Origin of the sequence: Nonomuraea sp. K271 (genome assembly GCF_009908215.1) — a bacterium.
GTDB classification, from domain to species: Bacteria; Actinomycetota; Actinomycetes; order Streptosporangiales; family Streptosporangiaceae; genus Nonomuraea; species Nonomuraea longispora.
The window spans coordinates 1-12,180 of sequence record NZ_JAAAHR010000225.1; the positions used below are offsets into that span (position 1 = coordinate 1).

General features: G+C 70.1%; 14 protein-coding genes. 8 read left to right on the plus strand and 6 right to left on the minus strand.

Features of this window, described 5'->3' with window-relative positions; translation table 11 throughout:
- Positions 1-451 (plus strand): hypothetical protein (locus tag GUY59_RS49565; RefSeq protein ID WP_236668058.1); only part of this gene is annotated, 451 nt, incomplete at its 5' end.
- Positions 452-479: 28 nt separating this feature from the next.
- On the plus strand, positions 480-1,190 hold the full coding sequence (gene lexA, locus GUY59_RS42845) for a transcriptional repressor LexA (RefSeq protein ID WP_132340401.1): 711 nt from the start codon (positions 480-482) through the stop codon (positions 1,188-1,190).
- 326 nt (positions 1,191-1,516) lie between these two features.
- On the opposite strand, the gene GUY59_RS42850 is transcribed toward lexA, so the two are convergent.
- On the minus strand, positions 1,517-2,359 hold the full coding sequence (locus GUY59_RS42850; RefSeq protein ID WP_138207809.1) for a nucleotidyltransferase domain-containing protein: 843 nt from the start codon (positions 2,357-2,359) through the stop codon (positions 1,517-1,519).
- Positions 2,360-2,524: 165 nt separating this feature from the next.
- On the opposite strand from GUY59_RS42850, the gene GUY59_RS42855 reads away from it, so the two are divergent.
- Entirely contained in the window at positions 2,525-3,544 is a 1,020-nt protein-coding gene (locus tag GUY59_RS42855) for a MalY/PatB family protein (protein WP_138207807.1), read from the plus strand.
- Between the two features lie 37 nt (positions 3,545-3,581).
- Here the strand turns inward: GUY59_RS42855 and GUY59_RS42860 are convergent, their stop codons facing one another.
- Complete coding sequence (locus tag GUY59_RS42860; RefSeq protein WP_138207805.1) at positions 3,582-4,415, minus strand: glycerophosphodiester phosphodiesterase; 834 nt, start codon at positions 4,413-4,415, stop codon at positions 3,582-3,584.
- 200 nt (positions 4,416-4,615) lie between these two features.
- Between GUY59_RS42860 and GUY59_RS42865 the strand changes: the two genes are divergently transcribed.
- Entirely contained in the window at positions 4,616-5,974 is a 1,359-nt protein-coding gene (locus GUY59_RS42865; protein WP_138207803.1) for an MFS transporter, read from the plus strand.
- On the opposite strand, the gene GUY59_RS42870 is transcribed toward GUY59_RS42865, so the two are convergent.
- Positions 5,925-6,395 carry a pyridoxamine 5'-phosphate oxidase family protein gene (locus GUY59_RS42870; RefSeq protein ID WP_138207801.1) on the minus strand — a complete coding sequence of 157 codons (471 nt, stop codon included), beginning with the start codon at positions 6,393-6,395 and terminating at the stop codon, positions 5,925-5,927. The genes GUY59_RS42865 and GUY59_RS42870 overlap by 50 nt on opposite strands.
- A gap of 44 nt (positions 6,396-6,439) precedes the next feature.
- The gene (locus GUY59_RS42875) at positions 6,440-6,841 is read right to left on the minus strand and encodes an ester cyclase (RefSeq protein ID WP_138207799.1); all 402 of its coding nucleotides are present in this window, start codon (positions 6,839-6,841) and stop codon (positions 6,440-6,442) included.
- Positions 6,842-6,878: 37 nt separating this feature from the next.
- Between GUY59_RS42875 and GUY59_RS42880 the strand changes: the two genes are divergently transcribed.
- From GUY59_RS42880 to GUY59_RS42890, 3 genes are all read left to right on the plus strand, one after another.
- The gene (locus GUY59_RS42880) at positions 6,879-8,090 is read left to right on the plus strand and encodes an amidohydrolase (protein WP_132340416.1); all 1,212 of its coding nucleotides are present in this window, start codon (positions 6,879-6,881) and stop codon (positions 8,088-8,090) included.
- Between the two features lie 59 nt (positions 8,091-8,149).
- Positions 8,150-9,244: a PrsW family intramembrane metalloprotease gene (locus GUY59_RS42885; RefSeq protein ID WP_138207797.1), complete on the plus strand. Its 1,095-nt coding sequence runs from the start codon at positions 8,150-8,152 to the stop codon at positions 9,242-9,244.
- Between the two features lie 318 nt (positions 9,245-9,562).
- Positions 9,563-10,192, plus strand: a complete 630-nt coding sequence (locus tag GUY59_RS42890) for a pyridoxamine 5'-phosphate oxidase family protein (protein WP_138207795.1) — start codon at positions 9,563-9,565, stop codon at positions 10,190-10,192.
- Here GUY59_RS42890 and GUY59_RS42895 read toward each other — a convergent pair.
- Positions 10,189-10,356: a hypothetical protein gene (locus tag GUY59_RS42895; RefSeq protein WP_161715007.1), complete on the minus strand. Its 168-nt coding sequence runs from the start codon at positions 10,354-10,356 to the stop codon at positions 10,189-10,191. The two genes, GUY59_RS42890 and GUY59_RS42895, sit on opposite strands and share 4 nt — an antisense overlap.
- Before the next feature lie 502 nt (positions 10,357-10,858).
- The gene (locus tag GUY59_RS42900; protein ID WP_138207793.1) at positions 10,859-11,308 is read right to left on the minus strand and encodes a hypothetical protein; all 450 of its coding nucleotides are present in this window, start codon (positions 11,306-11,308) and stop codon (positions 10,859-10,861) included.
- 82 nt (positions 11,309-11,390) lie between these two features.
- Between GUY59_RS42900 and GUY59_RS42905 the strand changes: the two genes are divergently transcribed.
- On the plus strand, positions 11,391-12,180 hold a 790-nt coding region (locus GUY59_RS42905; protein ID WP_161715008.1), incomplete at its 3' end, for an MFS transporter.

Genomic DNA, 12,180 nt, shown 5'->3' on the forward strand with positions numbered 1-12,180 from the left:
GATCGGGGTGGGCCGGGACGGTGGCACGGTGTCGCGGCCCGCGCGGGGTGGCGGGACGAGGCGCAAATGGGATCTTCCTCTGTTATTCGAACGGGGCCCCAACCTCTTGCCGGAATTACCGCTGGCGACGGGCTGTGCCCGCGTATTGTCTCCCCGTCGAACCTCACTGCGCGTGGCATCGGCGATGAGTGTGAGTTGGTTGACGTCTTCGCTGGTCGTGTCCATGTTCGTGGGTGTTCGCATGGATGACCTCCTGCCATGCGGCCCGAAGAAAAGGCCAAATAAGATCAGCAAATCGAACACGATGTCGATCGAACTCCCGTACGATGTTGTACACCACGCACGCGACTTTTTCGAGGAAGACTCGAACAATTGTTTGAAGATGATCTTCAACAGAGATACGGTCGCTGTGTGCGACAACAGGACCACGGACTGGGAGGTTCGCCGGTGAGGCGGGCCGCCAGGCGAGGAGGAAGAGCATGACCGAGCGGGATGACGCAAACGGGGTCAGCGACCTCGCGGTGCGACGGCGAGATTCCCTGGGCCTGACGCCGAGGCAGCGCAAGATCCTCGAAGTGATCCGCGACTCGGTGCAGCAACGCGGATACCCGCCCTCCATGCGTGAGATCGGCGAGGCAGTGCAGCTGACCAGCACCTCCAGCGTGTCTCACCAGTTGACGGCGTTGCAGCGCAAGGGCTACCTGAGGCGTGACCCCCACCGCCCTCGCGCGCTTGAGGTGCGGCTGCCCGGCGAGCCCGTGATGTGGGTCGACCCCGACGCCGCCCCCGACGTCGAGTCCACAGTGAGCCGTCCCACGGCCGCCTACGTGCCCCTCGTGGGCCGCATCGCCGCGGGTGGCCCGATCCTTGCCGAAGAGAGCGTCGAAGACGTCTTCGCCCTGCCCAAGCAGCTGGTCGGTGAGGGCACCCTCTTCCTCCTCCAGGTCACCGGTGACTCGATGATCGAGGCGGCCATCGCCGACGGAGACTGGGTCGTCGTCCGCCAGCAGCCGGTGGCGGAGAGCGGCGACATCGTGGCTGCGATGATCGAGGGCGAGGCCACCGTCAAGACCTTCAAGCGCAAGGACGGTCACGTCTGGCTCGTCCCCCACAACCCCAACTACGAGCCCATTCCCGGTGACGAAGCAAGCGTCCTGGGCAAGGTCGTGGCGGTCCTGCGGCGGCTGTAGCGCGACGGGGTGACCAGGGCGCGCGTCCGACCGCACGCGCCGCGATGACGGCGCGCGCCACACACATGCCATGGGGTACGACACCGCACATCGCCCCCGCGGCTCGCGCGACGGCCCCATCCACGCCGCCGGCGAGTCAGCAGCCCACCCACATCCGCGGTCCTCAACACCGGGCGCCTCCCGATCGGCCGGGTGGCCGCCCGTGGACTTGCGTACACCATGCGTTCGGGGCCGGCGTGCCTCGGCCGGTCACCCCTGCGGGGCCGGCGTGTGCGATCGATACGCGATGCCGGCACCACACCTGCGTCCACGAGCGTGGTCGTCCGTCAGCGGTTGGCGTACAACGCGTGTGCGGACGTGATGGCCTGGTCGGCGAAGCCGAGCACGTCCTTCCTGCGTTCGAACGGTGAGCCGTAGAGCGACTGCCGCGGGGTGCCGAAATGGTCGCTCAGTCCCGAGGCCAGGCTGCCGAGCGTCGGCGCGGCGCTGTCCTCCTCGCGCACCCGCAGCGCCTCGTTCACCACGCGGTGCCAGCGCTCGGGGAACGCCTCCAGCGCGTAACGCCCGGCCTCCGTCTTGGAGGTGATGTCGCCCGTCGCCAGCGTGTAGTGCAGTCGGGCGACGCCCGTGACGATCCACAGTGTGCCGTAGCCGCCCAGGCTGGTCAGGCCCCAGGGCGTGGCCAGGTGGGAGGCCCGGCTCGCCAGGCGCCGCCAGTAGCGGTCGAGGTTGTCGTCGGTCCAGGCGGCCAGCGCGTCAGGATCGTTCCAGATGTCGAACTCGTCTGGCTTGGGCCCCCGGCAGGTCAGTCCGTGCTCCGCCATTGTGTGCCAGGTGACCGGGGTGAGCTCGCCCGGGCGATTGAGCCTGCCGTGCTGCGCCTGCGGGCGAGTGCCCAGGCCGTTAGGGCCCCGGCGCAGGTCGTCCCAGGTGAGGTACACCCCGTCGAAGGGGTGGGCGCCGAGCCGGGTGTGGATGCGCTCCAGTACGTCTTCCGGCGGGGCGGCGGCCGTGACGGCGATGAAGTCCACGTCGCTCGTGCCCGGCCGGTAGTCGCCCAGGGCGGCCGAGCCCTCGAGATAAAGCCCCTCCACCAAGCCGGGAGCCTCCGCGTCGGCGATCGACAGGTAGGTCTCGACGATGGCGTCGACCTTCGAGTGGGGCATCATGGCCGCCCAGCCTGCCACAACCGGCGGCAGCACCTCATCAACATTCGAGAATCCTAAAATGGGTGGGTGGATTACGCATATACCCCCGAAGGGCTCAAAGTCGCACACGATGGCCTGAAATGGGCAGCGGTTGAACCGGGCGTGATCCCCGCCTGGATCGCCGACATGGATCTGCCCACCGCCGCCGAGGTGGTCGAGGCGCTGCGGCGACGGGCGGACGGCGACCTCGGCTATCCGGCCTGGCTGACCGATCCCTGCGCGGGGCCGCTGGCCGAGGCGTTCGCCGAGCGCATGGCGGGCAAGTACGGCTGGGCGGCCGACCCCGCGCTCGTACGCTCCTTCAACGACCTGAACCAGGCACTCCAGGTGCTCCTCCACATCTGCACCGAGCCCGGCGACGGCGTCGCGGTGCACACTCCCGCCTACCACCCGTTCCTGTCGACGCTGGAGGTCATGGAGCGCCCGCTCCGCCCCATCCAGATGGAGCCCGACGGCGGCTCGTGGCGTTTCGAGGTGCCCGACCTGACCGGCTGCCGGGTGCTCCTCCTGGTCAACCCGCACAACCCGACCGGCAGGGCCTTCACCCACGACGAGCTGACCGAGCTGGCCGAGCACGCCGAGCGCCACGACCTGCTGGTCCTCGCCGACGAGATCCACGCCGACCTCGTGTACGAACCGCACCGCCACATCCCGTTCGCCACGATCCTCCCCGAGCGCACCGTCACCCTCACGTCCGCGACGAAGGCGTTCAACCTGGGCGGCATCCGCTGCTCGGTCGCCCACCTCGGCCACCCGGGCGTCCGCGAGGCTCTGGAGTCGCAGCCACCCTTCGTGTACGGCTCCGCGAACGTGTTCGGCGTCGAGGCGACCGTCGCGGCATGGCGGCACGGGGACGCCTGGCTGGAACGCACCCTCGCCCTGCTCGACCGCAACCGGCGCACGATCGCCGCCCGCCTGCCGGGCACGTTCGGCTACCGGGTGCCGGAGGCGACGTACCTGGCCTGGCTGCGCGTCGGCAGGCCCGGCCTGGCCGAGGTCTTCGAGCGCGAGGCGAGAGTACGGCTGAACGACGGCGCGGACTTCGGCCCCGGCGGCGCCGGCCACGTACGCCTCAACTTCGCCACCACCGAACCCATCCTCGACGAGATCCTCGACCGCCTGGCCGGGACCCATCTCGCAGGCTGACCCATGCTCCGGGGTCCCGGAGGTGGCTGCCCGGCCGTCAGGCGTCGGTCAGGCCGCGTAGCACGTCGGGTCTGTTGGTGATGATGCCGTCCACCTGGTAGGACATCATCCGGCGCATGTCGTCCGGATCGTCCACCGTGTACGTGAGGACCTCCATGCCGAGCCCGTGCACACGCCGTACGTACGCGGATGTGAGTGTGGTGTACGGCGGGTTGATCTGGTCGGCGAACTCGGCCAGTGACGGCAGTTCGGCGGTCGCCGGCGTGCCGAGCAGCCCGATCGGCACGCCGGGCATGAGCCGGTGGAACCTGCGCATCGACTCCCAGTCGAACGACTGCACGACCAGCCGCCCGGGTGACAGCCAGCGAGGGTTGCGCCGCAGCTCGGCGGCGATGCGGGTTTCGATGCCGGGATACCGGTCGGGGGCCTTGACCTCAAGGAGGAGGCCCATGCGCGAGCCGCTCATCGTGCGCAGTGCCTCGCCGAGGGTGGGCACCGGTTCGCCCGCGTGCCCGCCGGAGAACCACGAGCCGGCGTCGAGCTTGCGGATTTGGGCGAGGGTGAGGTCGCCGACGTTCCACGGCGACAGGCCGGGGAAGACCTTTTCGGCGTCGGTGGTGCGGGTCAGGGTGGTGTCGTGCATGAGAACGAGCTGGTGGTCCTTGGTCTCCTGGACGTCCAGCTCGAACATGTCGGCCCGCTGGTCGCCGGCGAGCTCGAAGGCGGTGATCGTGTTCTCGGGGGCGTACGCGGAGGCGCCTCGGTGGGCGACGTTGACGACCGGCCGGGCGGCCGCCGCGGTGGCGGGGCCGGTGAGCGCGGTCAGGACGGCGAGGGTGGTCGCGATGATGAGGGCGAGTCGTCTGGACATGGGTCTCCACTTCTGGGGAGAGGCCTACGACTCGACGGTCACAAGATCGCATGACTGGCAGTTGAGTGCAGAGTAGCCTCGCGGTGCCCGGACGGTGAGCATCCGACACGCGGACCTGACGGAGGGTCGACGTTCACGACCCTTTAACCTGAAATGTGCATTATCGCGGGGCGTTGGCCGTTCTTCTGTCGGCTTGGTTCATGGCGCAGTTCGACTTCTTCGTGGTGAACGTGGCCGCCCCTTCTCTCGAACACAACCTGCACGCCGGGCCCGCGGCCCTGGAGCTGATCGTGGCCGGCTACGCCTTCACGTACGCGGCTGGGATGATCACCGGCGGGCGGCTCGGCGACCGCTACGGTTACCGGCGCGTGTTCGTCTGGGGCGTGGCCGCGTTCACGGTGGCGTCGGTGCTGGGCGGGATCGCGCAGAGCCCGTCCCAGCTCGTCGCCGCCCGCCTGCTGCAGGGCCTCGCGGGCGCCGCCATGGTGCCGCAGGTGCTGGCCACGATTTCCGCCGTCTATCCGCCGGGGGAGCGGGCACGCGCCATCGGCTGGTACGGCGCGACCGGCGGCCTCGGCTCGATCGCCGGCCAGGTGCTGGGCGGCCTGCTGCTGACGGCCGACGTGCTGGGGCTCGGCTGGCGGGCGGTCTTCCTCATCAACATGCCGGTCGGCCTGGTCGTCGTCCCGCTGGCCTGGCGGCTGCTGCCGGAGGTGGAGACGGCCCGCCGCTCCAAGCTCGACGTGCCGGGCGCGGCGGGGCTGGCGGCCGGGGTGGGGTTGCTGCTGGTGCCGCTGGGCCTTGGCAACAGCCTGGGCTGGCCCGTCTGGACGTGGGCGTGCATGGTGGCGAGCGTCCCCGTGTTTGCGCTGACCTGGAGCTGGTTGCGGGCGCTCGGGGCGCGCGGCGGGCAGCCGGTGCTCGACCTGGCGCTGCTCAGGGTGCACTCCTACCTGGCGGGCGTCGGGTCGATCGTCGCGTTCATGGCGTACTTCGCCTCGTTCATGTTCACGCTGACGCTGCTGCTGCAGATCGGGCTGGGGCTCACAGCGTTCCAGGCGGGGCTGGTGTTCGCGCCGATGGGGGCGATGTTCACGATCACCTCGCTGCTCGGGGCCCGGCTGGTCAGGAGACACGGGCTGATCGTGGTCCTCGCGGGCGGCGTGGTCGTCGTGACCGGGCTGGGCCTGCTCCTCGCGGGCGTGGGTCAGGGGCTGCCGTACGTGCTCGCCGCGCTCATGCTGGTCGGCGCCGGCAACGGCCTGGTGCTGCCGCAGCTCATCGGGGCCGCGCTGGTCGAGGTCGAGCCGCACCAGGCCGGCATCGGTTCGGGTGTGCTGAGCACCGCCCAGCAGTTCGCGGGCGCGGGCGGTGTCGCCGTGATCGGCGCGGTCTTCTTCGCCGTCGCGGAGGGCGGGCGCGAGATCGCGGCCATGCGCTGGTCGGCGGCTGTGGACCTGGTGCTCGTCATCGTCGTGATCGTGTCGGTGGCCTACAACCGGCGCCGCGCTATCCGGCGGGCCTGGCCAGAGCGGTCCCGTACAGCTGTGACACCCTGAGCCTGATCACCAGCCGCCCGTCGTCCGCCATCCGGCGCAGGAAGGCGGTGGCGTCGTCGACATGGTGCTGCATGGCCAGCAGTTCCAGGCCCACCTCGTCGCCCGGCTCGGTGCTCACCGGCGACACCTCCGCCTGGCCCTCGGCCACGGCGTAGGACGTGAAGTCGTCGTCGGCCACGTAGAGGGCGCCGCGCGGGTCCTTGTGCAGCTGCCTGACCTTGAGCCGGTCGGCCATGGTGGGAATGCGTACGACGCGCTGCTGGGGATCCCACGTGTACCGGACGGTGGACATGTGGGAGTGGCCGCTGCCCTTGTTGGTGGCCAGCGCTCCGAAGCGCTGCTTGCTCAGCAGGCGGGACAGCTCGTCGTCGCTCAGCGAGCGGGGCGGCGGGCCCGCCTCGGGCGCGTACTCCTGTGACATGCACCATCCCGTACGTACCGCAGACGCCGACATAAAGAGATATGTCAGCCTATCCCCAGTTCCCTGCTGAACGTCTGGGCATCCGAGATCACCCAGTACTCGGCGAACCTGTCTCTCTCGGCTCGCAGGATGTCGTGCCCGCCGAAGGCCACCCTCGTCCCCTCGGGGACGGTCGCACCGGGCAGGCCGCCCCGGTAGGAGCCGTTGAAGGTCCACCTGGCCGCCACGAGGTCGCCGTCGGGTATCGGGCCGACGTCCAGTGTGACCCGGACGTCGTCGAAGGGGGCGTACCCCTGCTTCAGCACCTCGACCAGCTCGCCGGGACCGGACACCTCCATGCCGGGCCAGTGGCCGGTGAAGCCGGGAGTGACGAGCTCGTGGGCGAGCTCGAAGTCGCCGTTCCACATCTCGAGCAGCCACCGTCTGTAAAGATCGGAGATCGTCATTCGGGCACCCTACCCGCTCGCCTGTAAGTTACAGCTCATGAAACTTGCTATCACCAGCGGATATGTCGTGCCGGTCGACGGAGATCCCATCGACGGCGGCACCGTGCTCATCGAGGACGGGAAGATCACCGCGGTCGGCCGTGGCGTGGCCGTGCCGGAGGGCATGCCCGTCGTCGACGCGGGCGGCGGCTGGGTCCTGCCCGGCTTCGTCGAGGCCCACGGCCACCTGGGCGTGTACGAGGAGGCGGAGGGCTGGGCCGGTCAGGACACCAACGAGATGACCGACCCCAACGGCGCCCGCCTGCGCGCCCTCGACGCCATCAACCCCGCTGACCTGGGCTTCGCCGACGCGCTCTCGGGTGGCGTGACCACGGCGGTGATCAAGCCGGGCTCCGGCAACCCCATCGGCGGGCAGACGGTCGCCGTCAAGTGCTGGGGCAGAAGCGCGGACGAGATGCTGGTCAAGGAGCCGGTGAGCGTCAAGAGCGCACTCGGCGAGAACCCCAAGCGCGTCTACGGCGACCAGAAGAAGCTGCCCTCCACCCGGCAGGGCGTGGCCGCGGTGATCCGCGACGCGTTCATGAAGGCGCAGGACTACCGGGCCAGGCGGGCGGCGGCCGAGGCGGAGGGCAAGCCGTTCGACCGCGACGGCACCCTGGAGGTCCTCGTCCGCGTGCTCGACGGCGAGCTGCCCTGGTGCCAGCACACGCACCGGGCCGACGACATCGCCACGGCGCTGCGGCTGTCGGCGGAGTTCGGCTACCGGGTCGTCATCAACCACGGCACCGAAGGCCACCTGCTGGCCGACACCCTGGCCGCCAGGAACGTTCCGGTCATCATCGGCCCGCTTTTCACCAGCCGGTCGAAGGTCGAACTGCGCCAGCGCTCGCTGCGCAACCCCGGCATCCTGGCGCGGGCGGGCGTCGAGCTGGCCATCACCACCGACCACCCCGTCGTGCCCATCCACTTCCTCGTGCACCAGGCCACGCTCGCGGTCAAGGAGGGCATGGACCCGGCCGAGGCGCTGCGGTCGATCACCGTGAACCCGGCCAGGATCATGGGGATCGACGACCGGGTGGGCTCCCTGCGCCCCGGGCTGGACGGCGACGTGGTCATCTGGTCCGGCGACCCGCTGGACGTCATGAGCCGGGCGCAGAGGGTGTTCATTTCCGGCCGGGAGGTGTATTCGTACACCGACGGCGAGCCCGTCGTGGCAGACCCCTATTACCGCGAATCAAGTGACCGTTGAGCGCCTGTAGATGCGCGGCCCGCATAGTGGGCGGACCGAACGGGAAGTGAGAGACCACGATGACAGCTCCGCCCCAGAGCGCACTCTCCCAGCGCCCCAGCAAGGCCCTGCTGGTCGGCCTGGTCCTCTCCGGCGTGCTGGCGCTGCTCGTGCTGGCGGTCCTGCTCGTGGCCGGCGGTCCCGTGGGCTTCGGCCTGGCCGCGCTGCTGGCGGTGGCTCCGCTGCCGGTCCTGCTGGCCGCGGTGCTCTCCCTCGACCGGCTGGAGCCCGAGCCGAAGCTCAACCTGGCGTTCGCGTTCGCGTGGGGCGCGGGGCTGGCGGTCGTCCTGGGCATCGCGCTGACGGTCCTGGGGCAGGAGCTCTTCGTCCGAGCCGGGTTCGGCTCCGCGGTCGTCGACGACGTGGGCGCCGTCGTGCTGGCCCCCGTGATCGAGGAGGCGCTCAAGGGTTCGGCGCTGCTCCTGCTCCTGCGCAGGCGCAGGGAGATCGACGGCCTGACCGACGGCATCGTGTACGCCTCCCTGGCCGGCCTCGGCTTCGCCGCCGTGGAGAACGTCGGCTACTACCTGCTGGCCTTCGAGGAGGAGGGCGCAGGCGGCGCGGTGCAGTTGTTCGTCGTTCGAGGGTTGATCGACCCGCTCGGTCACCCGATCTACACCTCGTTGATCGGAGTGGGGGTCGCGTACGCGCTCACCAGGCGCACCGCGGGACGCTACGCCGCGATCCCGCTGGGCTATCTGGGCGCCGTCTTCCTGCACGGCCTCTGGAACGGCGCCGCCACCACGGGTTCGCTGGCCTGGCTCGGCCTGGCCTACCTCGTGATCATGGTGGCGCTGGTCGCGCTGATCGCCGTGACCGTCGCCGAGCGGCGTCACCTCGTCGCCAAGATGGGCGCCTACCTGCCCGGCTACGGGCAGACAGGGCTGGTCACCGAGGCGGACGTCACCATGCTCAGCACGCTGCCCGGCCGTAAGGCGGCGCGCAAGTGGGCCAGGAGGGCCGGGCTCGGCCGGGCCATGAGCGACTACCAGCAGGCGGCGACCGAACTGACCATGCTGCACCTGCGGGCCGAACGGCAGGGCATGGACCCCGCCAGGTTCACGGCCGAACGCGATGCGTACCTGGCGGCGATGGCGCACGCCCGGCGCTGGTAGGCGGGTGCGGTGTGGCCCGGGAGGTCGGTAAGTCTGGCAGGCACGCCAGCGTACGCGTCGGTCACGGTGGGTACGAGACCTCATCCGGCAAGGCGAGGAAAGGACCGGAAATGATCCCTGGCTGCGGCAACTGCAACTGCAACGACGCGATGTACGAGGGCAAGCCGTCCCACTGGACCCTGCTGCGCGTCGAGTAACCAGCACCGCGCCGGGGTCGCCCGCATCCCACCACGGCCGGCCCCGGCCCTGGAGCGCGCCCGTCCGGCCGCGGGGAAGGTTCCCTGACAAAATGGGGGAAAACCCCCGAAGGGAGATCACATGAGCTGGGCGGAGATCGGGTCCGAGGACGAACTGCGCGAGCTTCTCGGCGAGGTGATGCCGAGGGCCGCGACCAAGGAGCGCGTACGCCTCCACCAGCGTGACCGCGACTGGCTGGCGGCCTCGCCGTTCTGCCTGATCGCCACGTCGGACGACCAGGGCTCCTGCGACGTCTCGCCCAAGGGCGACCCCGCCGGGTTCGTGCACGTCATCGACGACACCACGATCGCCGTCCCTGACCGCCCGGGGAATCGCCGAGCGGACGGATTCCGCAACATCCTGAAGAATCCGCATGTGGGGTTGATCTTTTTGATCCCCGGCCGCAACGAGACCCTGCGCATCAACGGCCGGGCCAGGCTCGTGCGTGAGGCTCCGTTCTTCGACGAACTGATCGTCAAGGGCCACCGGCCGCATCTCGCGCTCGTGGTGGAGATCGAGCAGATCTTCTTTCACTGCGCCAAGTCGTTCATGCGTTCCGCGCTGTGGAAGCCCGACACCTGGCAGCCCGACGTCCTGCCCTCGCACGCCCGGCTGATCAAGGACGTGCAGGTGGTCGAGGAGAGCGTGGAAGAGCTGGAGCGCTACTACGGCGAGAGCTACGCCGAGAAGTTGTACGCCGCAGGCCGCTAGGCGGCGCTGGTGGGGCCGCCCGGGAAACGGATCACGTTTCTGCCGGTGTAGGCCCGCAGGTCGATCACTTTGGGGTCGGCCGGTGGCTTGCGGCGGTCAGCCGTGCGGATGTAGCGGACCTTGTGCCTGGCGATCTGTGGCGGCACCACCACAAGCCTCGTCATCGTGAGCCCCCCGTGATGTGCTTGTTATCTATGTATCTACAGAAACCCCCGTAAATTCGGCGTAAGGGGCAGATCAGTAGGGTAGCGTGCGACCCGCGGGTGAGCGCAGATCGAGCTCCACGGCCGGCCGCGGGCGCCGTTTGACGGTCGCCCTCACGACTCTCACGCGTCTCATGGTCGTCCCCCTTCCTGAACGCGTGTCCTGCCTCCTGCGACGGTGCGCCACGCCGTTGGGCGGCGGCATGCCGGGCGCCTGTCGCCCGCCGTGCGCCAACCTATCCGGCGCTCGCTGATCGGCTCAAAGCATTTCCGCACAGAGAATGGGCGATGATCCGGCCGCGCACGTGGCTCTCGGTCGCCTCAAACGCGGCCCGTCCCGTGGCCCGGTCGCGCGCCACCACAGGCGCCGCCGTCGCTCCAGCCGGCCTTCCTCAGGTCGCGGCGGGGCATGCCCCACACACTACCCTCGGCCGTTGACCTGCCCAAACACGGCCGACGTGGGCTAACCCTTGCAGTTGCCCCAGGACTTGCGCCCGCCCCACGCCTCGACGCGGTTGCCGGAGTCGCGGGTCCAGCCGGAGTAGCGCACGCACTTCCAGGCCCCGTCGATGTGGCCCGTCTCGGCGTAGTAGCGGTATTTCTGCACGTCCTCGCTTCGGCCGCCGCCCCGGACCTCGAGGTAGGCGCCGGTGACCGTGCGGGCCCCCTTGTACGCCGTCTTGATCGCGGCGACGCAGTTCTTGCCACCGCGCTTGCTATACATCAGGTACACGTGCCCGAACACCGCTCCGGCGCGGGTCCTCATCGTGCGGTGGCCGTCCTTGACCCGGTGGAAGCCGGGGCCGCAGACGCGCTCGGGGGTGTAGGCGGCCGATCCGGCGTACGCGGCGGAGGGGGTGGCGGCGAGTCCGGCGGCGGCCAGGGCGGCCGCGATGACCGTGCGGATGAGCACGTGTGTCCCTTCGGCAGGCGGCAATAAGGACACCGTCGATCTTTACTGGGTCTTGACCAGATTTTCAAGGGGGCTTGGTCGAATGCCGCTGATCGCGGTGTGCGCGGTGTGGGGTGTGTTCTGGGGTTCGTGGTCCGCCCTGCTGCCCGCCGTCAAGCTGCAGCTGGGCCTGTCGGCCGGCGACCTGGGGCTGGCGCTGAGCGCCGTTCCCGTCGGGGCGCTGCCCGCGATGGCCCTGGCCGGAAGGTTCGCACGCGGGCGGGAACGTAGCGCTCTGCTGACGTGCACCGTGGTGTTCGCGCTGAGCGTGGCAGGCATCGGGCCGGCCGGCACGGCCTGGCAGCTCGCGCTGGCGCTCCTGCTGCTCGGCGCGTCGAGCGGCGCGCTCGACGTCGCGCTCAACCTGGCGACAGGGCGGGCCGAGCGCGAAAGCGGACGCCGGCTCTTCCAGCCCGTGCACGCCGCCTTCCCCGTCGCGGTCATCGTTGCCGCGCCGGCCACCGGGCTGGCCCGCTCCCTAGGGGTCGGCTCCGGCACGGTGCTGGCGGCGATCGGGCTGCTCGTGGTCGCCGTGTCTCTGACGCTGCTCGCGCTGCCGCTGGGGCGCGGCCTGCCGGACACCTCCTCGCGACCCGCCCGGCGCAGCCTCGTAGGAGCCGCGCTGCTGCTCGGCACGCTGGCCGCCTGCGTGCTCACCATCGAGAACTCGGTCGAGCAGTGGTCGGTGCTGCTGCTTGAGCAGCACCGCGGCGCCGGCCCGGTGACGGCCAGCGTCGCGCCCTCGGTCTACATGGCCGCCCTGACGGTGGGGCGGCTCGTCGTGCAGGCGCTGCCGAGGACACCCCTCAGGGCGCTGCACCTGGTGGCGGGGG